This window comes from Actinomadura chibensis NBRC 106107 (genome assembly GCF_001552135.1).
Classification (GTDB): Bacteria; Actinomycetota; Actinomycetes; order Streptosporangiales; family Streptosporangiaceae; genus Spirillospora; species Spirillospora chibensis.
Genome location: NZ_BCQP01000019.1, coordinates 42,059 through 63,625 on the forward strand (window position 1 = coordinate 42,059; position 21,567 = coordinate 63,625).

Genomic DNA, 21,567 nt, shown 5'->3' on the forward strand with positions numbered 1-21,567 from the left:
CTGCACCTGCGGTTTCCTGTCCCCCGCGGCGCCGCCCGGCGGGTTACGCTCCCGCTGGACGACGAAGATCAGGACTGGTCACCCGGCATGCGCCGCGCCGCGGCGGAACGGGCGGCCGGCGGGAAGGGGCGAGGAATGGCGCGGGAGAACGTTCTGCGGACCGGGCTCGGCGGCGTGCCCGAATGCGTGGAGAGCAATGGCCACACGTCCATCCGGACGTATCAGGCCGATTCGGCGAACGAAGACCCGTTGGCGTGGGTCCACCGCCACAAGGACGAACTCAAGGCCGTTCTGGAAACGCAGGGCGCCTGCCTGCTGCGCGGATTCCCCGCCGAGGTCGAGGTGTTCCAGGAGGTCGTGAGCGTCCTCGGCGGCGAGCCGCTGGAGTACACCGAGCGGTCGACGCCGCGCTCGGCGGTCGGCGGCAACGTCTACACCTCGACCGAGTACCCGCCGGACCAGCCGATCCCGATGCACAACGAGAGCTCCTACAGCCGCCGGTGGCCGCGCCGGCTGTTCTTCTTCTGCCACACGCCGCCGGGCTCGGGCGGCGCGACGCCGCTGGCCGACAGCCGCGCCGTGCACCGGATGATCTCGCCGGAGACCAGGGAGCGGTTCGCCTCCGGCGTCCTTTACACGCGGACGTTCCGCGAGGGCATCGGCCTGAGCTGGCAGGACGCGTTCCAGACCGACGACCGGGCCGAGGTGGAGGCCTACTGCGCGGCCAACGGCCAGGAGTTCGAGTGGACGGCCGAGGGGCTGCGCACGCGGCACCGCCGCCCGGCGTACGTCACGGAGCCGGTCACCGGGCAGGACGTGTGGTTCAACCAGGCGAACCTGTTCCACGTCTCGGCCGTGGACCCGGAGGTGCGGGAGGTCCTCCTGGAGATGTACGCCGAGGAGGACCTGCCGCGCAACGCCTACCACGGCGACGGCGGGGCGATCTCGGACGCCGTGCTGGCCGAGATCGGGCGGGTGTACACGACGGCCGCGCTGGCGGTCCCGTGGCGGCGCGGCGACGTGATGGCGGTCAACAACATGCTGATGGCGCACGGCCGTCAGCCGTTCAGCGGGGAGCGGCGGATCCTCGTCGCGATGACCTGACGGCCGTCACCTGCGCGGACTCACCTGCGGGAACTCACCTGCGCGAACTCACCTGCCCGGACTCACTCGCCCGGACGCGCGGCGCGGCGGACCGGTCTAACCAGAGCGCGCTCACGAGCGCCGTCCGATCTCGTAGCCGAGCTGGAAATTGGTGAGGACGCCGTAGTCGGACTTCATGCGGGCCATCCGCTTGGCGAACGTCCGGTCGCTGATGCCGAGGCGCTTGGCGATCACCGTCCCCGTCTCGCCGTCGATGAGCATGCGGACGATCCGGTTCTGCACCGGCGTCGTGATGTTCCGCGTCGCGTAGGCGGCGAACGGGTCGGACCGCTGCCAGACCCGGTCGAAGATGTCGGCCAGGTAGCGCACCACCGCCGGGACGGTGACCTCGACCGCCGTGGCCCCGTCGGGGGAGCCGGGCACGAAGGCGGTCCGCCGGTCCACGATGATCAGCCGGTTGAAGAACTCGTCGAACGTGCGGACCTGCGCGCCCGCCGCCGTGATCTCGTCGACGTAGGCGACGGTCGCCGCGTCGTGCCGGGCGGTGTGCTGGTACAGCGTCCGCATGGACGCGCCGCGCGCGAGCGCGAGCCGGTCGCGGGCGAGCGCGACGCGCAGCGTCTCGCCGTCGCGCGACCCGCCCGCCTGCGCGGTGAGCAGCTCCTCGCGGCACCGGCCGATCGCCTCGCCGACCCGGCGGTCGATGTCCTCGAACCCCTCGACCACCTCGACCCCGCCGGACGGCTCGGCCGGGGGCGCGCCCTGGACATGGTCGATCGCCACCAGCCGCGACTCCATCTCCTGAAGGGCCCGCGCGGCCTGCTCCACCTGGGAGCGGAGGTACCGCAGCATCTGATCCAGTGTCCCCGCGGGGCGCGGCGTTCCCGCCTGCCCCGCCGGGTCCGCGGGGTCCGCCGGGCCCGGCTCGGCCGGACGGCTCGGCTGTGCGTGGTCCACGCTGTTCATCTCTCGCATCACGACATTCCCTCATCGCCCTTCTCAGAATTCGACCGTCGCTTTCGAGTCCGGTTCTCGGAGCGATATTCCCGCAATTCCCGGCACACCGTGAGTCACCCCGTTTCGCGCGAATAGCCCAATTGTTCGCTACGGACATTGATTAGACAGGCATGATCGCGACCGGGTTGGGTCCTGGCCGCTTTCGGCCTAACTCGGGTGCGCCGTGGCCGATCTCTCACAGCGTGGCGGGAACCGGTCTGGCCTTTCCGGAGAGATGTGCCAAGACCCCTTCTTTCCGGTTCTCAACAACCGGAGTTGGGGTCCTGTCCGGAAGAGGTCGGGACGGCTTATCGGACCGCGCGGACCCCGCCCGGAACCGGCCGCGGGCCGTCCATCAGGGGGTTTCCGGAAACGCGGCGGTGTAACCCGGCCCGCTAGGGGGGCACGGGCGTAAAGGGGGCGGGCTGGAACCCGTCAGAGGCGGCGGAGGGCCGTCAGAGGTAGAGCCCGGTGCCGTGCTCGGGACGTTCGCTCGCGATGGCGTGCAGATCCCGTTCGCGCATGACGAGGTAGTTCTCGCCCTGGATCTCGACCTCGTACTGGTCGCCCGGATGGAACAGCACGCGGTCGCCGGGCTTGACGACGCGGACGTGGTGGCCGACGCCGCAGACCTCGCCCCAGACGAGGCGGTTGGCCTGCTCGACCGTCGCGGGTATGACGATCCCGCCGGTGCTGCGGCGCTCCCCGCTGTCCTTCTCGACCTTGATCATGACGCGGTCGGTGAGCATCTGGACTTCGAACTTCGGCTGGGACACGGTGGGGAGTTTATCCGTCTTCGCGGGTCAGGGCGTTCCAGGCGCCGGCGATGATCTCGGGCAGTGCGGACCGCTCCGGCCGCCAGCCGAGTTCGGCGCGGATCGCGCCCGCGTCGCAGACGAGGACCGGCGCCTCCGGCGCGGCCGGGCGGCGCAGCGCCGGGACGCGCCGCCCGGTCACCGCCTCCACGGCCGCGACCACCTCGCGGACGGCGACGCCCGCGCCGCTGCCGACGTTGTAGACGCGGTCCTCGCCGGGCCGGACGTCGGCGAGGGCGAGGACGTAGGCGGCGGCGAGATCGTCCACGTGCAGGTACTCGCGGACGGCCCGGCCGTCCCCGTTGATCTCCAGGTGCGGGGCGCGCCCCGCGGCGACGGCGAGCGCCTTCGGGATCAGCCGGGTGCCGTCGGGGTCGGTCCGGCCGTCCACCGACCCGGCGACGTTGAAGGTGCGCAGCACGACGGCGCCGACCGCGCCCGTCCGCGCGTGGAACCGGACGGCCTGCTCGGCGGCGAGCTTCGACGCCCCGTACGGGCTGCCGGGCGCGGTGTGCTCGGTCTCCGGGATCGGCTGGAGCTCCGGCGTCCCGTAGACGGCGGCCGTCGAGCCGAACACGATCCGGGGCGCGTCCACCGCCTCCAGCAGGTTCACGGTGCCCTGCACGTTGGCGGCGAAGTAGCGCAGCGGTGCCTCGAACGACTCGCGGACCCGCGTCAGCGCCGCGAGGTGGCAGACCCCGTCGTAGGGGCCGCGCGGCAGCCCGCCGGGATCGAGGAGGTCGCCGCGGACGGGGCGGACCCCGTCCGGCACGGTCCCCTCCGGCGCCGCCGCGTCCCGCCGCACCAGCCCGTCCACGTCGTGCCCGGCCGCCGCGAGGCGCCGTGCGACCGCGTACCCGATGTAACCCGCCGCACCCGTCACCAAGACCCGCACCGTCCAAGCATCGCGGCGGGGGAGCGGCGCGGCAACGCCGTCTAGGGCAGCGACCCGAGCCGCGCGTAGACGCCGGGGTAGCCGGGGCGCGCGCAGCCGTACCCCCAGGAGGTCAGCGCGACGACCCGGCCGCGCACGAGCAGCGGCCCGCCGCTGTCGAACTCGCAGGAGTCGGAGGCGGCCGATCCGGCGCACAGCATGTCCGATCCGTCGAACGAGTCGCCGTAGGCGCGTTCGCACACCGCGTTGGCGTGGACCGGCACGACCGCCGCCCGCAACCGCGTGTTGAACAGGTCGTTCGCGGACGTCCCGCCCCATCCGGCGATCTCCCCGGCGGGGGCGGCGCCGGGCCGGTCGAGGACGGCGACGCCCCGCCGCACCGGGCGCGCCAGCGTCAGCACGGCGAGGTCGTGGTGGCCGACCGTCTCGCCCTTGAACGAGGTCTCCCGGTATCCCGGGTGGACCCGGACGCCCTTCACCTGGACGGTCTCGCCGCCCGCCCCGCGCAGGTCGTCGCGGCCGAAGGTGGCCGTCAGCAGCCACGGCACCGCCCGGAACAGGTCGACGCAGTGCGCCGCGGTGAGCAGCCGGTCCGGCGCGGTCAGCACCCCGCCGCAGAACTGCCCGGACGCCCGGACGAGGAACACCGGCGATCCGACGGCGGCGAGCCACGGGTACCGGGCGGCGGGCGCGGGCGTTCCGCCGACGATGGCGGACGCGGGCGCGGGCAGCGCGCCGACCAGGGAGAACAGGAGGGCGATGAGCAGGGCGGCGGCGAGCGGGGCCGAGCCGAGGGCCCGGCGGACGGGGAGGGCCATCACGGCAATGTACGTGATCATGACGCGCCGCGCACGCCCTTCCCCGGCGGCATTTCCGGGACCCCGCGCGGGTCTCCCGGCCGCCTCGCCCGCGCCGGGCCGCGCGCCTTGACCGTCCGCCTACTCGTATTTACGGCCGGTAGTTGACGACATCCGCGAGACCAGCGCGCGCGGCAGCACCCGGGAGAGGCCGATGATCGCCTTGTACTGCGGGCCCGGGACGCTGACCTGGACCCCGCGCCGCAGGTCGCGCAGGGCGGTGTCGACGACGTCGTCCTTGTCGAGCCACATGAAGCCGGGGACGTCCGACATGTCCATCCCGGCGCGGTCGTGGAACTCGGTGCGCACGAAGCCGGGGCACAGCGCCATCACCCGGACGCCGCCGCCGGACCGCCGCGCGATGTCGGCGGCGACGCCCTGGCTGAAGCTCACCACCCACGCCTTGGACGCCCCGTAGGTGCCGCGCGTCGCGAACGCCGCCGCCGACGACACGTTCACGACGCCGCCCCGCCCGCGTTCCAGCATGCCGGGCAGGACGGCGTGGGTGAGCCGCAGGACGGCCTCGCAGTGCACCCTCAGCATGGTCAGCTCGTCCGACACGGGGACGTCGAGGAACACGCCCCTGTTGCCGAACCCGGCGTTGTTGACCAGCAGGTCGACGTCCGAGCGGACGCGGTCCTCGGCCGCCGCGAGCCCCGCGTCGGTGGACAGGTCGGCGGGCAGCGGCTCGGCGCGGACGGCGTACTCGTCCCGGAGTCCGGCGGCGGCGCGCTCCAGCCGCGCGGCGTCGCGGGCCACCAGGACGAGGTCGAACCCGTCGGAGGCGAGGCGGCGGGCGAACGCGGCGCCGATCCCCGCGGTCGCGCCGGTGATGAAGGCGGTCGGCATGGGACCGAGCCTAGATCGCGGGGGCTACCGGGCGGCCGCACGCCGCGCGCGGAAATGCCGCGGGTCGGGGCGGCGGGTCGCGCGCCGGTAGGCGAACGTGAAGCCCGGCCAGTTGTTGACGACCTTGCCGTCCGCCGTCATGTACCAGCTCCGGCAGCCCTTCTCCCACACCGTCGAGCGGAGCCGCTCGCGCATGTCGCGGGTGAAGGCGTCCTGCACGTCGGGGCGGACGTCGATCCAGGCGAGCCCGGCGCGGCGCAGCGCGTCCACGCAGCCGAGGACGTACCGGAACTGCGACTCCAGCATGTAGATGATCGAGTTGTGCCCCAGGTTGGTGTACGGGCCGTAGAGCAGGAACAGGTTCGGGAACCCGCTGACCGTGATGCCGAGGTGGGCGTGCGCGCCGTCCCGCCACGCCTCGTTCAGCTCCCGCCCGCCCCGCCCGACGATCTTCATGGGGGACAGGAACTCGGTGGTGCGGAACCCGGTCGCGTAGACGATCACGTCCACGTCGTAGTGGCGGCGCGCCGTCCGGACGCCGGTCGGCGTGACGCCGGTGATCGGGTCGGTGACCAGGTCGACGTTCGGCCGGGCGAGCGCCGGATAGTAGTCGCTGGAGATCAGGATGCGCTTGCAGCCCATGGGGTAGCCGGGGATCAGCGCGTCCCGCAGCCGCGGGTCCTGGACGCCCCGCCGCAGCGTGTTCCTGAACCGCTTCTCCAGCAGCGCCAGGAGCCGCGGGTACTTGACGAAGCCGAGGGCCCGCGACTCGTACAGCGCGTAGATCCGCGCGCGGCTCAGCCCGTACAGGCCGGGCACGTGCCGCAGGACGGCGCCCTCCCAGCGCCGGTACGCCCGGTCGGGCTTGTCGATCACGTACGGCGCGGACCGCTGGAACAGCCGCAGCTCCGCCGCCTCCGCCGCGACCTCCGGGACGAACTGGACGGCGCTCGCGCCCGTCCCGACCACCGCGACCCGGCGGCCGCGCAGGTCGACGCCGTGGTCCCAGCGGGCGGAGTGGAAGCTCGGCCCGGCGAACGCCTCCCGCCCCTCGATCGGCGGGAGGGCGGGGCGGTTGAGCTGCCCGCACGCCGACACGAGCACCCGCGCGTCCAGCCCGCCGGACGTCGTGGTGATCCGCCAGAGGGCGGCGTCCTCGTCGAAGCGGGCCTCGGTCACCTCCGTCCCGAACCGGACGCACTCCAGCACGCCGTACTTGCGGGCGCAGTGCCGCAGGTAGTCGAGGATCTCCGGCTGCGGCGGGAAGCGGCGCGACCAGTCGGTCTTGGGCTCGAACGAGAACGAGTACAGGTGGGACGGGACGTCGCAGGCCGCGCCGGGGTAGGTGTTGTCGCGCCAGGTGCCGCCGAGGCCGTCCGCCTTCTCCAGCACGACGACGTCGCGGACCCCGGCCGCCCGGAGCCGGATCGCCATCCCGATCCCGCCGAACCCGCTTCCGATGATCACCACGCTGTGCGCCATGGCCGTCCCGAACCTCGTTCTGCAGCGGTACGTCCGAGCGTAGGCGGCCGTGCGCGCGCTGGCCAGGACGCCCCGCGATTCTGTCGGCGGCGCCTGCCACCATCCGGGCATGCTGCACGACACCCTCGCCGCCGAGGCCCGCGCGGACGACGGCCTGGACGGTATCCGCCTCGCCGCCCTCGACCGGTCGCGCCCGCTCCTGTCCGTCCTCGAACGCCAGCGGGCGCACGAGTGGACCAGTGAAGTCGCGGCCCGCGACGGGTGGGACGAGTACGAGCGCGTGAAGGAGGCGCTCCAGGCCGAGTTCGACCTGCAGCTGGCGGCCCGCACCGAGGCTGACGACACCGGGGCCGACGACGCCAGGGCCGCCGTCATCGCCCTCATGCTGGCCGCCCGCCACGACGCCGCCGTCTTCCATGCCCATGGCGACGCCATGCGCGACACGGCGGCCAGGGCCGGGGGCTGGACGCCGGGCGAGGCCGCCGCCCTGCTCGGCTGCGTCGCCGAACGCCCCTGGCACGCGGTCTCCCTCGGCATCGCGCTGACCGTCGTCGAGCGGCTCGACGGCGACGGCCTGCGCGAGGTCGCGGGCCCGCTGCGCGGCGCCGAACGCGGGCTGGTGGGGGCCACCGTCGCGACGGCGGAGCGCACCGCCGTCGAGCGGCGCTTGCGGGCCCTGCTCGCGCGCCTGGACGAGGCACACATCCCGGACGGGCTGATCCCGCCGTACGACCCATGGGCCGCGGCCCTGCGCGAGCGCGCGCGGGGCGGGGACATCGAGTTCGCGCGGCTCGTGCGCCATCTGGCGAGCCTGTCGTCGCCGCGCCCGTCGCGGAAGTGGAGCCGGACGTGCGTCGCGCTGACCGACGCGGCGGACGCCCGGGACGCCGTGGCCGAGACCCTGCGCGCCCTGGCCGAGGACCCGGCCCTGTCCCACCGGGAACACGGCGACCACTACCACTACCTGGTGCATCAGCGGCACGGGAACCTCGCGCGGGGCCTGCTCTGGGCGGCGGCGCTGACCGGCGGGCCGGAGGCGGTGCGGCGGCTCGGCGCGCTCGCCCTGCGCGCCGGGGCGCCCGGCGGCGACGTCGACGACGGCCTCAAGGTCGCGGGCGCCGCGATCAACGCGCTCGCCGCGTGCGGCGACGGCGCACTGGCGGCGCTGTGGCCGCTCCGGACGAAGATCAAGAACAGGGCGCTGCGCAAGCAGCTCGACACCGCGCTCCAGGCGGTGGCCGAGCGGCAGGGGATCACCGCGGCGCAGCTCGTGGAGCGCGGCGTCCCGTCCCACGGGCTCGGCCCAGACGGCGCGGTGGAGCGGACACTCGGCGAGCACACCGCGCGGATCGCGGTCGAGGACGCGGCGACCGTCCGGCTCACCTTCACCGCGCGGGGCCGCACGTCGCGCACCGCCCCCGCCGCCGTCAAGGCCGGGTTCCCGGACGAGCTGAAAGAGCTGAAGGCCCTCGCGAAGGAGGTGCGGGCGACGCTGTCCACCGAGCGGGCCCGTATCGAGGCGCTGATGTCGGAGGACCGCGTCTGGCCCTACGGCGAATGGCGCGAGCACTACCGAGACCACCCGGTCACCGGCGTCGTCGTCCGCGGCCTCATCTGGGAGTTCGAGGACGACCGGGGCGAATGGCACGCCGTGCTCGGCGCTCCGGACGGGGATTACGCGCGGGTGCGGCTCTGGCATCCCATCCGCGCCTCCGTGGACGAGGTCCGCGCCTGGCGGGAGCGGATCGTCGACGCGCGGGTCCGGCAGCCGTTCAAGCAGGCGTTCCGCGAGATCTACCTGCTCACGCCCGCCGAGGAGGAGACCGCGACGTACTCCAACCGGTTCGCCGCGCACATCGTCCACTACCGGCGGCTGTACGCGCTGTTCAAGGAGCGCGGCTGGCGGTCCAACTTCCTCGGCGGGTACGAGGGCGGGTACAGCGGCGAGGCGCGCGGCGAGTTCGGCGGCGGCGAATGGCGGGCGTGCTTCTACCACGAGCCGGTCGAGAACGTCGCCTGGGGCCCGGAGCACGCCACCACCGATCAAGTGAGGTTCGAGCGGCGGGACGGCCGCGCCTGGCGCGAGACGCCGCTGTCCGGCGTCCCGGCGGTCGTGTTCAGCGAGGCGATGCGCGACGTCGACCTGTTCGTCGGCGTCACCTCGATCGCCGCCGACCCCGAGTGGGCCGACCGCGGGGAGGACCGCTTCGCCGCGTACTGGCGCGAGACGACGTTCGGCGAGCTGACCGCGAGCGCCGAGGTCCGCCGCGCGGCGCTGGAGCGCCTCCTGCCCCGGACGAGGATCGCGGGCCGCTGCGCCGTCGACGGCCGCTACCTGGTGGTCCGGGGCGAGCTGCGCACCTACAAGATCCACCTGGGGTCGGCGAACGTGCTGATGGAGCCGGACGACGCCTACCTGTGCATCGTCCAGGGGCGGCGCGGCCAGGGGAAGGTGTTCCTGCCGTTCGAGGACGAGCGGCTCTCCCTCATCCTCAGCAAGGCGTTCCTCCTCGCGGCCGACGACCGCATCGAGGACGAGTCGATCCTCCTCCAGATCAAGCGAGGTGCCTGATGCCCGCGGTGACGTTCCGGGACGAGACCGCCACCGGGAAGCCGGTCGCCGAGGTCACGGTGGAGGGCCTGCCGGACCGGATGACCGTCCGGGAGCTGATCAGGCTCCGGGTCCGCGAGGAGGTCGCGCGGCACAACGCCCGGCCGTCCGAGCGGTTCCGCGGCCTGGTCCGGCCGGACGACGCCGAGGCCGAGCTGAACGGCTACCGGCTCCCCGGGCCGCGCCGCCTCGACTGGGAGCGGCAGGCGGAGATCGCCGAGCGCGCGTTCCGCGGCAACGGGTTCTTCGTCCTCGCGGGCGACCGCCAGGTCGACGACCTGGACGAGGAGGTCGACCTCACCGCGGACCCCGACCTCGTGTTCGTCAAGCTCGTCCCGCTGGTCGGCGGGTGAGGCGGTGTGCTCAGGGGAGTCGGCGGGCTCAGGGGAGGAGGCCGAACTCGTGGGCGCGGAGCCCGGCCTGGAAGCGGGAGTCGGCGTCCAGCAGGACGAGGATCTCCGCGACGCGGCGCCGGTAGGTGCGCAGCGACATCCCGAGCCGCCGGGCCGCCGCCTCGTCCTTCAGCCCGCCGCCGAGCAGGGCGAGGATGCGGCGGCTCTGCTCCGACAGCGCGGGCGGGCGGCCGCGCCGGTAGTCGGCCAGCTCGGCGGAGGTCTCCCAGGTCGCCCGGAACAGCGACACGACGCCCCGCACGACGCCCGGCGACCGGACGACCGTGTACTCGCGGACGGCGCCGGGGGCGGCCGGTCCGGCGAGGATCGCGACCCGGCCGTCCACGATGATCGTCTCGTGCGGGAGCGGCGCCGAGCAGATCCGCACCCGCGCCCCGGCCTTCGCGAGGTCCACGAGGTGGCGCTCGGACTCCTCGTCCGCGAGCGCCGCCGGGCCGTACAGCTTGCGGACGGCGGGCCCCGGCCGCGCCCGGCGCCGCTCGGCGACGATGCGCTCGCGCGCCCCGGGCAGCGCCCAGGTGCGGGTGTCGGCCGCCGCGCAGGCGAACTCCTCGCTGGCGAGGAACAGCGGCGCGGCGCGCTCGACCAGCTCCGCCTCGCCGCGGAGCACGACGTTTCGGTCCAGGTCGACGCTCATCGGCACCCAGTCTGCCACCTGGCAGCAAGCTGCCAGCCGGTCGTCCCGGACGCCCCGCCGCAGCACAGTGGGGCCCATGACACAGGACTTCCACGCAAGCGGTGCGGGACGGTTCGACCTCGGCGGCGACCTGCGCGTCTCCCGGCTCGGCTTCGGCGCGATGCGGCTGCCCGCGAGCCGCCGCGACGTCCCGCCGAACGACCGGGAGACCGGCCTCAAGGTCCTGCGCCGGGCGGTCGAGCTCGGCGTGGACCACATCGACACCGCCGCGTTCTACTACCACCAGGACGGCCCGGCCGCGAACGAGATGATCCGCGCGGCGCTCGCCCCCTACCCGGACGGCCTGGTGATCGCCACGAAGGTCGGCCCGTACCGGGGGCCGGACGACCCGTTCCCGTCCGGCCAGCTCGATGCGTCGGGGCTGCGCGCCGAGGTGGAGCGGAACCTGACCGAGCTCGGGCTCGACCGGCTCGACCTCGTCTACCTGCGTCCGGGCGGGCTGGAGACGCCCCGGGACGAGCCGATCGAGGAGCGGTTCGCCGTCCTCGCCGGGCTCCGGGAGGAGGGCCTGATCCGCCATCTCGGGCTCAGCCACGTGAGCGCCGCCCAGCTCGAAGAGGCGCGGCGGATCGCGCCCGTCGCGGCGATCCAGAACCGGTTCGACGTCACCCGGCCGCGGGACGCCGAGCTGCTCGCGGTCTGCGAGCGCGACCGCATCGCCTACGCGCCCTACTTCCCGCTCGGCGGGTTCGGGATCCCGGACGACGCGCGGGTGAACGCGGTCGCCGCCCGGCACGGCGCGACCGTCCCGCAGGTGCTGCTCGCCGGGCTGCTCGCCCTCTCGCCGGTGATGCTCGCCATCCCCGGCACCGGCTCCCTCGACCACCTGGACGAGAACATGGCCGCCGGGCGTCTCGCGCTCTCCGCGGCCGACCTCGCCGAGCTGCGACAATAGCCGTACTTCGCCGCTTGTCCCCGGCACGGCCTACGCTGATGCGCACGTTGCGATCAGGGGGAGCGGTCAGGGGGAGTGAGATGTCGGCGACGCGGCTGCTGGTGCTCGGCGGCGTGCGGCGGGCCGGGCGGGCCCACGGGTACGAGGTCCGCCGCGATCTGATCTCGTGGGGATCGGACGAGTGGGCCCACGTCAACCCGGGTTCGATCTACCACGCGCTCAGGCAGCTCGCCAAGGAGGGCATGCTGCGGGCGCACGACGTGGAGGAGAGCGACGCCGGGCCGCCGCACACCGACTACGAGATCACGCAGGAGGGGCGGGAGGAGTTCCTCCGGCTGCTGCGCTGCGCCCTCGCGACGGTCGACATCCGGCACCCGGAGATGCTGACCGCCGGGCTCGGCTTCCTCACCGAGCTGCCGCGCGCCGAGGCGGTCGCGCTGCTGCGCCGCCGGCTGGACGGCCTCGCGGACTGGCGCTCGTCCGTCGCCCCCCACCTCGCCGAGCAGGACCCAGACGACCATCACCGGGAACTGCTCGGCTGGTGGGTGCACTCGGCCGACGCGGCCACGGCGTGGACGCGCCGGCTGATCGAGCGGCTGGAATCGGGCGCCTACGTGATGGCCGACGACCGCGGCTCCTCGCCGTCCGGGTCCGCGCCGCCCGGCTCGGCGTCCGGCTCGGCACCGGAGTCGGCCGGCTCGGTGGCCGGGTCGCCGGGGTCGCCGGTGAGCCTCCAGCCGCCCCGGCGCCGCAGGACGAGCATGAAGTAGGCCGCCGCCACGACCACCACCGAGACGGTGACGTACAGGCTCGGCCGCCCGATCTCCGGGTCCTTCGCGTTCTGGTAGATCACGTAGACGAGCGCGAGGAGCGCGGCGACGGGCGCGAGCGGGAACCACGGCATCCGGTACCCGGCGTGCGCGGTGGTGCCGTTCCGGCGTCCGGCGATCACCGCGACGCACAGCGCGCCGTACACGACGACGAGGGACGTCCCGGTGACCACGAGCAGGAACTTCTCGTCCAGGAAGCAGGCGGCGGCGCTGAGCGCGCCGGTCAGCAGCGTCGCGATCCAGGGCGTGCCGAAGCGCGGGTGGATCGCGGTGAGCGCCCGGTCGACCTTCGGGAGCCAGGTGCCGTCCCGGCCCGAGCTGAAGATCAGCCGCGCGGTGAGCAGCATGATCGCGATCACCGCGTTCAGGATGGCGAGCGCGATGGCGAGGCTCAGCACGGTGTTGAGGGTGTCGCTGCCGCGCGCGGTGACGAAGTACTCCAGCATGTTCTCCGCGTGGAACAGCTTGTCGAGGTCGGGCGCGCCGAGCAGGACGGCGGTGACCGGGATCAGCTCGGCCGCGACCGTGATGCCGAGCGCCCAGAGGACCGTCCGCGCGATGGCCTTGTGCGCGTCGTGCGTCTCCTCGCCGAAGTACACCGCGGAGCCGTAGCCGTTGTAGGCGAAGATCGCGACCGCGGTGGCGGCGGCGATCAGCCCGGCGGACGCGGCGGTGACGCCGCCGCCGTCCATCCCGACGACCGGGTCGGCGATCAGGTCGGTGATCGGGCGCTCGACGTGCAGGAAGCCGAGCGCGGACAGCACCACCAGCGCGATCATCTCGATCGCCAGGAAGATCCCGGTGACCACCGCGTTGACCTTGATGTCGAGGATCGCGATGACGGTGGCGACGGCGACCGTGACGGCGGCGATCACCGGCCCGTTCAGCCCGTCGACGACGACGCCGAGGTAGGTGCCGACGCCGAGCGCGATCACCGCGAGGATCAGCAGCTGGGTGATGAGGATCAGGCCGAGCACGACGAAGCCGGGCAGCCGGCCGAGGGTGCGGCCGACGATCGCGTACTCGCCGCCGGTCAGCGGGTACGCCGACGCGAGCTCGGCGTAGACGAAGGCCATGAACACCCCGACGACGCCCGCCGCGGCGAAGCTCAGGAAGGCGCCGGTGCCCGCCTGCGAGATCACCCCCGGCGCGATGATGAAGACCGACGACGCGGGCGTGACCGCGGACAGCACGATGAGCAGCGCGCCGATCGTGCGGAGCCCGCGGTGCAGTGCGGGCGGACGGCCTGCGGCGGCCGGTTCGCGGACCTCTGGAGCGGCCATGACGGGCACCTCCTGGGCTGGAAATTCCTTGAATGAGTATCAAAGAACCTTCCGATGCCAGGTCAAGGACCAGGCATGTTACAAGTTGGTTTCGAGTTTTCCTGCGAAGACTCTGACTTGCATTGTCTGAACGATCTTCGGAGAATGTCGGCATGGCACGACCCAGCAGGGCCCACGAGCGGCGCGCCGACCTCGTCGCGGCCGCCCGCCGCGCGGTGCTCGAGCGCGGCATGCTCGACCTGCGGCTGCGGGACGTGGCCGCGGCCGCGGAGATGTCGCCGGGATCCGTCCTGTACTACTACCCGACGCTCACCGACCTGCTGCGGGACGTGCAGCGCGAGGCCGTCGACCGGTTCTGCGCCGCGCGCGAGGAGGCCGTCCGCGGCGAGCCCGACCCGCGCCGCCGGCTGACCGCGATGGTCCGCAGCGGGCTGCCGTCCGGGCCGGGGGACGAGCTGTGCGTGCTGCTGTACGAGCTCGGCACGGTCGCCCGGCGGGACGCGTCCTACGCCGCCGAGCACATCCGGCTGTACGAGCGTCAGGTCGGTATCTACTCCGGGATCCTGGAGGCCGGCGCCGCGACGGGCGCGTTCGCCCTCACCCGGGACGCGGGCGCCATCGCCCGCAACCTCGTCGCGCTGGAGGACGGCTACGGCCTGCACATCGTCATGGCCGTGCCCACCGTCGACACCGCGCGGGCCGAGGCGCTGCTGCTCGCCGCCGCGTCCGACGCGACCGGCTGCGACCTCACCGCCCCCGAGGCCCCTGTGGGCCCGGCCGCGCCGGAGGCCCCGCCCCAGCCCGAAGACCCGTTGGACGAACTCGCCTAGCCGGAGGGGAAGCGATGACCCGTGCCCGCTCGTTCGGACTGCCGCTGCCTGGCACGCCCGGACCGCACAACGCGATCACCGACGTGCCCGGCGTCGAGGTCGGCTACACCACGCTGATCAGCGGCGACGGCCCGCTCCGCCCCGGCGCCGGGCCCGTCCGCACGGGCGTGACCGCGCTGCTGCCGCGCGGCCGGGGCGGCGTCCTCGACCCGTGCGCCGCCGGGATCCACGCGCTCAACGGCAACGGCGAGATGACCGGCTCGCACTGGATCGCCGAGACCGGCGCGCTGAGCCTGCCCGTGCTCGTCACCAACACGCACGCGGTCGGCGCCTGCCACCGCGGCGCGATCGACTGGACGCGCCGCGAGCACCCCGAGCACCGCGAGTGGATGCTGCCCGTCGTCGCCGAGACCTGGGACGGCTACCTCAACGACGTCGGCGGCGACCACGTCCGGCCCGAGCACGCCGTCGCCGCGATCGACGCCGCGCGGCCCGGCCCGGTCGCGGAGGGCTCCGTCGGCGGCGGGACGGGCATGAACTGCTACTCCTACAAGGGCGGCAGCGGGACGTCCTCGCGCGTCGTCGCCTACGGCGCCGACACCTACACGGTGGGGGCGTTCGTCCAGGCCAACTTCGGGTCGCGCGCCCAGCTCGCCGTGTGCGGCGTCCCGCTCGGCGCCGACCTCGCCGACGACAACCCGATCGAGGACACCGACTGGCTCGCCCCCGCCGGGGCGGGCTCGGTCATCGTCGTCGTCGGGACGGACGCGCCGCTGCTCCCCGGCCAGTGCGCGGCGCTCGCCCGCCGCGTCCCGCTGGGCCTCGCCCGGACCGGCACCTACGGGCAGCACTCGTCCGGCGACGTCTTCCTCGCCTTCTCCAACGCCAACCCGGGCGCGATCAGCGGCGGGTTCCCCGACCCCGAACCCGGCTACGACACGATGACGTTCGTCCAGTGGAACCAGATCGACCCGTTCTTCGAGGCCGTCGTGCAGACCGTCGAGGAGGCGGTGCTGAACGCGCTGCTTGCCGCCCGCCCCATGACCGGGCGCGACGGCCACCGCTCCCCGGCCCTCCCGCACGACCGGCTCCGCGACCTGCTGACCGCCCGCGGCGTCCTGGCGTCCTGAGGCGACGCGGCGGCTCAGGTGTCGACGAACGTCCGCGGGACGATCACCCGCAGCGCGTTGCCGCGGATCTTGATCGACACCGGGGTCCGGCCGCGGATCTCGCCGTCCACGTCCACCCGCATCGGCGGGTCGGTCTCGATCTCGACGTGGTCGGTGGTGAGGAACGCGTCCTCGTCGAGCGACCGCCACGGGCCGGTGAGGACGTGCCGCGCCGTCGCCGACGCCAGCCGCAGCCGCCGCTCGTCGCCCAGCCGGTAGACGGCGAGGAGCCGGTCGTCGGGGCTCGCGTCGCGGGCGATCCGCTGCCCGCTGTGGTGCGCGCCGTTCGCGACGTTGAGCTGGTGCGTGGCGAGCTCGCGGGTCTCCCCGTCGATCGTGATCCGGGCGGTGAACGCGGCGTGCCGGGGCAGCAGCCGGGCCGCCGTCAGCGCGTACGCGGGACGCCCGACGACCCTCTTCAGCGCGTGCGGGACGTGCTCGGCCACCTGCACCGACACGCCGAGGCTCACCATGTTCGCGAAGATGTGCTCGCGGTCGGCGCCCGGCCCCTCGCCCTGCGGGTCGCCGGTGCTCTCGAACCAGCCGACGTCGACGTCGGCGACCTTGCCGCCGCCCGGCGTCCCGACCGCGAGGGTCCGGATCGCGCCGGGCAGGTCGAGCGGCAGCTCCAGGCTCCGCGCGAAGTTGTTGGTGGTGCCGAGCGGCAGCACGCCGAGCGCGATGTCGCGGTGCGCGAGGTGCCCGACCGCCTCGGCGACCGTGCCGTCCCCGCCGCCGACGACGACGAGGTCCGGCTCCAGGGCGAGGACGTCGGCGAACAGCTCGCGCAGCCGGGACGGGTCGGTCACCGGGAACACGTGCACGAAGTCGATCCCCGACTCGCGCAGCAGCCGGCGCGCCCGCCCGTACAGCCGGCGCCCCCGCCGGGACCGCGAGTTGATCACCAGCGCGGCGCGCCCGCCGGCCGCGATCGCCGACTCCAGCTCCGCCTTGGTCCGCATCTCACCGCTCCGCATTCCGGGACGCACCGCCCTGCCCCTCCGTCCCCCGCCGCCTCCGACCCCTGCCGTCCGGCCTTCTCGTCCGCGTCACCCTACAAGGGAGGACAACGAGGCTCTCCAGACCGATATTTCATAAACCCGATACGCGCCGTTGAAACACGGCCGTAAGCGGGGAGCATTACCGGTGACGCACTTTCCATGAGCCACCGGGACGGGACCATGCGGCTGCGCGCCTTGGCGGAAGCGGGATTCGTGATGGGGGTGGCCGGGCTCACCGCGTGCGTGGCCGCGTCCCTGTCCACCTCGATCGCGGCCTCGATCGCGCCGGGCGGCGCGCCGCTGTGGCCCGCGCCCGCCGACGACGGCGCGGCCGTGGTCGGCGAGCGGCGGCCGCGCCGCCGCGTCCTCGACCTGGCGGTGCGCTCGCCCGCCCTCGGCGGGGTCGCCCACGTCCGGCTGCTGCTGCCCCGGCGCTGGTCCCGGGACGCCGCCCGCACCTGGCCCGTCCTCTGGCTGCTGCACGGCGCCCTCGCCGGGCCGGACCGGCACACCGCCTGGAGCGACCACACCGACATCGAGGAGCTGACCGAGGACGCCGACGTGATCGTCGTCATGCCGGACGGCGGCCCGTCCGGCACCTACACCGACTGGTGGAACCGCGGCGACGGCCACGGCCCGCGCTGGGAGACGTTCCACCTCGCCGAGCTCCGGCAGATCCTGGAGCGCGGCTACCGCGCCGGGCCGGACCGCGCCGTCGCCGGGAACGCGATGGGCGGGCTCGGCGCCCTCGCCTACGCGGCCCGGCACCGCGGGCTGTTCCGGGCGGCGGCCTCGTTCAGCGGGCCCGTCCACACGCTGTACCGGGACCCGTCCGGGCTCGACGTCGCCGACCTCGTCGAGCTGGGCGTCGCGACCGGCGCGCCGTCCCTCGACTGGACGGACGTCTGGGGCGACCCCGGCGAGCAGCGCGTCGTGTGGCGGCAGCACAACCCGTACGACCTGGCCGACCGGCTGACGGGCGTCCGCGTCCACGTGAGCGCGGGCGACGGGGTGCCCGGCGCGTACGACCTCGCCGGCGGGCGCTCGGGGGGCGATCCGGTGGAGCGGCTCGTCCACACCGTGTCGCAGGAGTTCGCGGGCAAGCTGCGGAAGATCGGCCTCCCGGTCTCGACGCACTTCTACCGCGGCACCCACACGTGGCCCTACTGGCGGCGCGAGCTGCGCGCGGCGCTGCCCGCCCTGCTGGCGGAGATCGTCTGACCTGTCCGCGGCCCGCTAGGGTCGGGGGCGTGGTAGAACCTCGTTCTGATTCGGCCGTCCCGGCGTTCTGGCAGGGGCTCGGGCTGCCCGGTCTCATCGACGCGCACGTCCACTTCATGCCGCAGCGGCTGATGAGCGCGGTGTGGGGTTACTTCGACGAGGCCGGTCCGCTGATCGGCGCCGAGTGGCCCATCCGGTACCGCGACTCGGAGGAGGAGCGGCTCGCGTTCCTGCGCGGCCTCGGCGTGCGGGCCTTCCCGTCCCTGCTGTACCCGCACCGGCCGGGGATGGCGGAGTCGCTGAACGAGTGGGCGGCCGGGTTCGCCGCCCGCGTCCCCGAGTGCGTCCAGACGGCGACGTTCTTCCCCGAGCCCGGCGTCGAGGAGTACACCGGGCGCGCCGTCGAGGCGGGCGCCCGCGTCTTCAAGGTCCACCTCCAGGTCGGCGGGTTCGACCCGCGCGCCAAGGAGCTGGACCCGGTATGGGGGACGCTCGCCGACGCCGGGGTGCCCGCGCTCGTCCACGCCGGGTCGGGGCCGGTCGCCAACGGGTACACCGGGCCGGGGCCGTTCGGCGAGGTCCTCGCCCGGCACCCGCGGCTCACCGCGATCGTCGCGCACCTCGGCGCGCCCGAGTTCGACGGGTTCTTCGCGCTCGCCGACCGGTACGAAAGCGTCCACCTCGACACGACGATGATCTTCACGAGGTTCGCCGCGCTGGCGCCGTTCCCGAACGCGCTGCTGCCGCGCCTGCGCGACCTCGGCCTCGCCGGGCGCGTCCTGCTCGGCACCGACTTCCCCAACATCCCCTACGAGTACGCGCACCAGCTGGAGTCGCTGGCCGCGCTCGGCCTCGGCGACGACTGGCTCCGCGCCGTCTGCTGGCACGGCCCGGCCCGCCTGTTCGGCCTGGCCTGACCCTTGTCAGTGGTCGCAGGGCGCGCTTCCCGCGTGCTCGTGCGGGTCGTCGCCGTCGGCCACGTGGCGCGGGCCGTGCGCGTCGTCGCAGTGGACGTGCCCGCCGCCCGCCACAGCGCCGACGTGGTCGACCTCCAGCGTGGAGTGGGTGATCCCGTACGAGTCGCGCAGCAGCTCCTGCAGGTCGCGCCGGACGGCGTGGCAGTCGCCCCCGGCGTCGACGAGCACGTGCGCCGACAGCGCCGGGTAGCCGGAGCTGACCTCCCACACGTGCAGGTCGTGGACCTCCTCGACGCAGGGCCGTCCGGCGAGCCTGCCGCCGAGCTCGGACGGGTCGATCCCGGCGGGCGCGGCCTCCATCAGGACGCGGCCCGCGTCCCGGAGCAGCCCGTATCCCGCCTTGAGCATCAGCGACGCCACCACCAGCGAGGCGATCGCGTCGGCGCGGGCGAAGCCGGTCGTCCACACGACGAGCCCGGCCACCGCCGTGGAGATGAACGCGAACAGGTCGTTCAGGATGTGCTGGAACGCGCCCTCGACGTTCAGGCTGCGCCGGTCGGCCCGGCTGATCAGCACGGTCGCGGCGACGTTGACGGCGATGCCGGCGAGGGCCGTCCAGAACACGAACTGGCCGTGCACCTCGGGCGGCTCGATCAGCCGCCGGACGCCCTCGTACAGGAAGTAGACGGTGAGCAGGATCAGCGTCAGCCCGTTGAGCTGCGCGGACAGGATCTCGGCGCGGCGCAGGCCGTAGGTGTAGCCGCCCTTCGGCGGGCGCGCCGCGATGCGCATCGCGACCAGCGCCAGCGCGATCGCGAACGCGTCGGTCATCATGTGCGCGGCGTCGGTGATCAGCGCCAGCGACCCGGCGATCACGCCGATCACGACCTCGCCCGCCATGTAGACGACGATCAGCGCCAGCGCGCCGCCGAGCAGCCGCCGGTCGGCGGTCGGTGAGACGGCGTGCCCGTGGCCGTGGCCGTGGCCATGCCCGTGCCCGTGCCCGTGCCCGTGCCCGTGCTCGGTGGTCTCGGTCTTCCGTTCCCGGGTCATGAGACCGCGCCCTTCTGCGGGCGGCCCTCGCTCGGGACTCGCGCGGGTCCTCGCATCGCTCCGGTCATCGGGAGTCCTCCCCGTGGCCGATGTGGGTGAGGGCGAGGTCGAGCAGCATCCGGACGTGCGAGTCGTCCAGCCGGTAGTAGGCCATCCGGCCGGACCTGCGGACCCGCACGACCCGGTTGGCGCGCAGCAGGCGCAGCGCGTGCGAGACCGCCGACTCCGAGTGCCCGCAGGACGCGGCGATGTCGCACACGCACATCTCGCCCCCTTCGAGCAGCGCGATGATCACCCGCAGCCGCCCGGGGTCGGACAGCAGCCCGAACACCTGCGCCAGCTCGTTGATCGTCTCCCCGGCCGGGAGCGCGGCGGTGACCAGGGCGACCTTCGCGGGGTCGACGACGCGGACCGCGCACGCGTCCGCCGCGACGGCCTCGGCGGAGGCCGCCGCGACGGCCTCCGGAGCTTCCGGAGCCGCCGCGCCGGCGGCGCCCGGGGCGTCGGGAGCGATATCTGAAGCACTGCTCATATGAGCAAATATACTCCAGGTGTCCTCAGGAGACCGTCGGGGCGGGCTCCTCGGACGGCGGCAGCGACATCGGGCCCTGCGTGGGCTCGCCGGGCTGCTCGATTCCGCCGCCCGTCCCGGGGTCGCCGCCACCCGTACCCGGATCCTCGGTCGGGACGCCCGGCGAACCCGGCGAAACCTCGGGGCTCGGCGTCTCCGTGCCCGGCGACTCGGTCCCGGGCGACTCCGGCCCCGGCGACTCGACGCCGGGCGAGTCCAGCCCGGAGTCGGACGGCGCCGGCGAGTCGCTCGTCGGGACCTCGGTCTCCGTGGTCGGCAGCTCGGTGGGCGGCCCGTCCGACTCGCCCTCGGTGGCGCGCGGCCGCTCGAACCCCATCGTCGCCTCCGGGTCGACGAGGACGAAGGTCTCGATCGTCCCCTTCCGCGAATCCCGGGGCTGGATCTCCGTCACATTCCGCTTCTTGAATCCCGGCCAGGATCGGCCAGTGTAGGACACGTTGCCGGACGAGATCTTTTCCTTCGGACGGGTCAGCGGATTTCCACAATTGCACTTGACCGTGGGCACTCCGTAACCATTGATCAAAACGCCCATTCCGGCCTGCAGGACGGCGGGCGCGGACACCGCCTTGCCCTCGTGGTACCCGTGGTTCGTGACCAGCGTGTCGGTGCGCAGCAGGACCGGCGTCAGCCGCGACACATACCGCGGGATATCGCTCACCGGGATGCCCTGGACCTCCGCCCACGCCTTGGCCTTCTCCGGGTTGGCCTGCAGGAACGCCACCAGCTTCTGCTGGTCGCAGGTGGACGCCTGGCGCGTCCCCCCGTACAGGCCGGGGGAGTCGCCGGTCTTCTTCCCGCCCGCCTGGGGGCGCGGCTTGACGCCGGTCTTGTCGGTGTTGGCGACCAGCGTGTACGGGTCGGGGCCCGGCGTTCCCACGGTCAGCCTGGTGATGGTGGCGCCCGCGTCGCCGCACGCGGCCAGCGCGGTCGCCGCCAGCGCCAGCGCCGCCGCGGCCGCCGCCGCCGACCGGAACCGGACCCGGCGCCGCGCAATTCTCGAATGGATCTCAGGCATGCGTCATGTCTCCCGCTGTCTCCCGCCTCGGGCCAGCCGAAC

20 protein-coding genes and 1 pseudogene are annotated in these 21,567 nt (G+C 73.9%); 9 read left to right on the forward strand and 12 right to left on the reverse strand.

The window, feature by feature from the left end; genetic code table 11:
- Positions 1–135 precede the first annotated feature (135 nt).
- Positions 136–1,104: a TauD/TfdA family dioxygenase gene (locus tag ACH01S_RS12855; RefSeq protein WP_083980627.1), complete on the forward strand. Its 969-nt coding sequence runs from the start codon at positions 136–138 to the stop codon at positions 1,102–1,104.
- Positions 1,105–1,215: 111 nt separating this feature from the next.
- Here ACH01S_RS12855 and ACH01S_RS12860 read toward each other — a convergent pair whose 3' ends face one another.
- The 6 genes from ACH01S_RS12860 to ACH01S_RS12885 form a co-directional block, all read right to left on the reverse strand.
- A complete protein-coding gene (locus ACH01S_RS12860) occupies positions 1,216–1,956 on the reverse strand; it encodes a phospholipase D-like domain-containing protein (protein ID WP_083980628.1) in 741 nt (246 codons plus the stop codon).
- Between the two features lie 599 nt (positions 1,957–2,555).
- Positions 2,556–2,876 (reverse strand): GroES family chaperonin, encoded by a 321-nt coding sequence (locus ACH01S_RS12865; protein ID WP_067889973.1) that lies wholly within the window; start codon positions 2,874–2,876, stop codon positions 2,556–2,558.
- A gap of 10 nt (positions 2,877–2,886) precedes the next feature.
- Complete coding sequence (locus ACH01S_RS12870; protein WP_067889975.1) at positions 2,887–3,810, reverse strand: NAD-dependent epimerase/dehydratase family protein; 924 nt, start codon at positions 3,808–3,810, stop codon at positions 2,887–2,889.
- Between the two features lie 41 nt (positions 3,811–3,851).
- Entirely contained in the window at positions 3,852–4,628 is a 777-nt protein-coding gene (locus ACH01S_RS12875; RefSeq protein ID WP_067890091.1) for a serine protease, read from the reverse strand.
- Positions 4,629–4,748: 120 nt separating this feature from the next.
- Positions 4,749–5,516 carry an SDR family NAD(P)-dependent oxidoreductase gene (locus tag ACH01S_RS12880; protein ID WP_067889977.1) on the reverse strand — a complete coding sequence of 256 codons (768 nt, stop codon included), beginning with the start codon at positions 5,514–5,516 and terminating at the stop codon, positions 4,749–4,751.
- Positions 5,517–5,540: 24 nt separating this feature from the next.
- On the reverse strand, positions 5,541–6,998 hold the full coding sequence (locus ACH01S_RS12885) for a flavin-containing monooxygenase (RefSeq protein ID WP_067889979.1): 1,458 nt from the start codon (positions 6,996–6,998) through the stop codon (positions 5,541–5,543).
- Between the two features lie 109 nt (positions 6,999–7,107).
- Between ACH01S_RS12885 and ACH01S_RS12890 the strand changes: the two genes are divergently transcribed.
- Both ACH01S_RS12890 and ACH01S_RS12895 read left to right on the forward strand, forming a co-directional pair.
- The gene (locus ACH01S_RS12890) at positions 7,108–9,570 is read left to right on the forward strand and encodes a DUF4132 domain-containing protein (RefSeq protein WP_067889985.1); all 2,463 of its coding nucleotides are present in this window, start codon (positions 7,108–7,110) and stop codon (positions 9,568–9,570) included.
- A complete protein-coding gene (locus tag ACH01S_RS12895; RefSeq protein WP_067889987.1) occupies positions 9,570–9,962 on the forward strand; it encodes a hypothetical protein in 393 nt (130 codons plus the stop codon). Before ACH01S_RS12890 ends, ACH01S_RS12895 begins: the two co-directional genes overlap by 1 nt.
- A gap of 28 nt (positions 9,963–9,990) precedes the next feature.
- Here ACH01S_RS12895 and ACH01S_RS12900 read toward each other — a convergent pair whose 3' ends face one another.
- The gene (locus tag ACH01S_RS12900) at positions 9,991–10,659 is read right to left on the reverse strand and encodes a helix-turn-helix transcriptional regulator (protein WP_067890093.1); all 669 of its coding nucleotides are present in this window, start codon (positions 10,657–10,659) and stop codon (positions 9,991–9,993) included.
- Positions 10,660–10,735: 76 nt separating this feature from the next.
- On the opposite strand from ACH01S_RS12900, the gene ACH01S_RS12905 reads away from it, so the two are divergent.
- Together ACH01S_RS12905 and ACH01S_RS42115 are read left to right on the forward strand one after the other, a co-directional pair.
- Positions 10,736–11,614, forward strand: coding sequence for an aldo/keto reductase (locus ACH01S_RS12905; RefSeq protein WP_067889989.1), 879 nt, complete (start codon positions 10,736–10,738; stop codon positions 11,612–11,614).
- 80 nt (positions 11,615–11,694) lie between these two features.
- On the forward strand, positions 11,695–12,384 hold the full coding sequence (locus ACH01S_RS42115) for a PadR family transcriptional regulator (RefSeq protein ID WP_083980630.1): 690 nt from the start codon (positions 11,695–11,697) through the stop codon (positions 12,382–12,384).
- A gap of 23 nt (positions 12,385–12,407) precedes the next feature.
- On the opposite strand, the pseudogene ACH01S_RS45885 reads toward ACH01S_RS42115, so the two are convergent.
- Positions 12,408–13,727, reverse strand: a pseudogene (locus tag ACH01S_RS45885) (APC family permease); the annotation flags it as partial.
- Positions 13,728–13,879: 152 nt separating this feature from the next.
- Between ACH01S_RS45885 and ACH01S_RS12920 the strand changes: the two are divergent.
- Together ACH01S_RS12920 and ACH01S_RS12925 are read left to right on the forward strand one after the other, a co-directional pair.
- Positions 13,880–14,557 carry a TetR/AcrR family transcriptional regulator gene (locus tag ACH01S_RS12920; RefSeq protein WP_067889996.1) on the forward strand — a complete coding sequence of 226 codons (678 nt, stop codon included), beginning with the start codon at positions 13,880–13,882 and terminating at the stop codon, positions 14,555–14,557.
- A 14-nt stretch (positions 14,558–14,571) separates the two neighbouring features.
- Positions 14,572–15,687: a DmpA family aminopeptidase gene (locus ACH01S_RS12925; RefSeq protein ID WP_067889997.1), complete on the forward strand. Its 1,116-nt coding sequence runs from the start codon at positions 14,572–14,574 to the stop codon at positions 15,685–15,687.
- 14 nt (positions 15,688–15,701) lie between these two features.
- On the opposite strand, the gene ACH01S_RS12930 is transcribed toward ACH01S_RS12925, so the two are convergent.
- The gene (locus ACH01S_RS12930; RefSeq protein ID WP_067890096.1) at positions 15,702–16,688 is read right to left on the reverse strand and encodes a diacylglycerol/lipid kinase family protein; all 987 of its coding nucleotides are present in this window, start codon (positions 16,686–16,688) and stop codon (positions 15,702–15,704) included.
- A 198-nt stretch (positions 16,689–16,886) separates the two neighbouring features.
- Here ACH01S_RS12930 and ACH01S_RS12935 point away from each other — a divergent pair, with 198 nt between their 5' ends.
- Together ACH01S_RS12935 and ACH01S_RS12940 are read left to right on the forward strand one after the other, a co-directional pair.
- Complete coding sequence (locus ACH01S_RS12935; RefSeq protein WP_148344600.1) at positions 16,887–17,948, forward strand: alpha/beta hydrolase; 1,062 nt, start codon at positions 16,887–16,889, stop codon at positions 17,946–17,948.
- A gap of 29 nt (positions 17,949–17,977) precedes the next feature.
- A complete protein-coding gene (locus ACH01S_RS12940; protein WP_148344599.1) occupies positions 17,978–18,865 on the forward strand; it encodes an amidohydrolase family protein in 888 nt (295 codons plus the stop codon).
- Between the two features lie 6 nt (positions 18,866–18,871).
- Here ACH01S_RS12940 and ACH01S_RS12945 read toward each other — a convergent pair whose 3' ends face one another.
- The 3 genes from ACH01S_RS12945 to ACH01S_RS12955 form a co-directional block, all read right to left on the reverse strand.
- Positions 18,872–19,918 carry a cation diffusion facilitator family transporter gene (locus ACH01S_RS12945; protein WP_067889998.1) on the reverse strand — a complete coding sequence of 349 codons (1,047 nt, stop codon included), beginning with the start codon at positions 19,916–19,918 and terminating at the stop codon, positions 18,872–18,874.
- A gap of 64 nt (positions 19,919–19,982) precedes the next feature.
- Positions 19,983–20,450, reverse strand: coding sequence for an ArsR/SmtB family transcription factor (locus ACH01S_RS12950; protein WP_083980632.1), 468 nt, complete (start codon positions 20,448–20,450; stop codon positions 19,983–19,985).
- 25 nt (positions 20,451–20,475) lie between these two features.
- Positions 20,476–21,525: a DUF6777 domain-containing protein gene (locus tag ACH01S_RS12955; protein WP_067889999.1), complete on the reverse strand. Its 1,050-nt coding sequence runs from the start codon at positions 21,523–21,525 to the stop codon at positions 20,476–20,478.
- Positions 21,526–21,567: the final 42 nt, after the last annotated feature.

Bases quoted from the DNA above. Each gene is read 5' to 3' on its own strand.
- ACH01S_RS12855 (WP_083980627.1), top strand. From the start codon at position 136: ATGGCGCGGGAGAACGTTCTGCGGACCGGGCTCGGCGGCGTGCCCGAA.
- ACH01S_RS12860 (WP_083980628.1), bottom strand. From the start codon at position 1,956: ATGCTGCGGTACCTCCGCTCCCAGGTGGAGCAGGCCGCGCGGGCCCTT.
- ACH01S_RS12875 (WP_067890091.1), bottom strand. From the start codon at position 4,628: ATGGCCCTCCCCGTCCGCCGGGCCCTCGGCTCGGCCCCGCTCGCCGCC.
- ACH01S_RS12880 (WP_067889977.1), bottom strand. From the start codon at position 5,516: ATGCCGACCGCCTTCATCACCGGCGCGACCGCGGGGATCGGCGCCGCG.
- ACH01S_RS12885 (WP_067889979.1), bottom strand. From the start codon at position 6,998: ATGGCGCACAGCGTGGTGATCATCGGAAGCGGGTTCGGCGGGATCGGG.
- ACH01S_RS12890 (WP_067889985.1), top strand. From the start codon at position 7,108: ATGCTGCACGACACCCTCGCCGCCGAGGCCCGCGCGGACGACGGCCTG.
- ACH01S_RS12895 (WP_067889987.1), top strand. From the start codon at position 9,570: ATGCCCGCGGTGACGTTCCGGGACGAGACCGCCACCGGGAAGCCGGTC.
- ACH01S_RS12900 (WP_067890093.1), bottom strand. From the start codon at position 10,659: ATGAGCGTCGACCTGGACCGAAACGTCGTGCTCCGCGGCGAGGCGGAG.
- ACH01S_RS12905 (WP_067889989.1), top strand. From the start codon at position 10,736: ATGACACAGGACTTCCACGCAAGCGGTGCGGGACGGTTCGACCTCGGC.
- ACH01S_RS42115 (WP_083980630.1), top strand. From the start codon at position 11,695: ATGTCGGCGACGCGGCTGCTGGTGCTCGGCGGCGTGCGGCGGGCCGGG.
- ACH01S_RS12920 (WP_067889996.1), top strand. From the start codon at position 13,880: ATGGCACGACCCAGCAGGGCCCACGAGCGGCGCGCCGACCTCGTCGCG.
- ACH01S_RS12925 (WP_067889997.1), top strand. From the start codon at position 14,572: ATGACCCGTGCCCGCTCGTTCGGACTGCCGCTGCCTGGCACGCCCGGA.
- ACH01S_RS12930 (WP_067890096.1), bottom strand. From the start codon at position 16,688: ATGCGGACCAAGGCGGAGCTGGAGTCGGCGATCGCGGCCGGCGGGCGC.
- ACH01S_RS12935 (WP_148344600.1), top strand. From the start codon at position 16,887: ATGAGCCACCGGGACGGGACCATGCGGCTGCGCGCCTTGGCGGAAGCG.
- ACH01S_RS12945 (WP_067889998.1), bottom strand. From the start codon at position 19,918: ATGACCCGGGAACGGAAGACCGAGACCACCGAGCACGGGCACGGGCAC.
- ACH01S_RS12950 (WP_083980632.1), bottom strand. From the start codon at position 20,450: ATGAGCAGTGCTTCAGATATCGCTCCCGACGCCCCGGGCGCCGCCGGC.
- ACH01S_RS12955 (WP_067889999.1), bottom strand. From the start codon at position 21,525: ATGCCTGAGATCCATTCGAGAATTGCGCGGCGCCGGGTCCGGTTCCGG.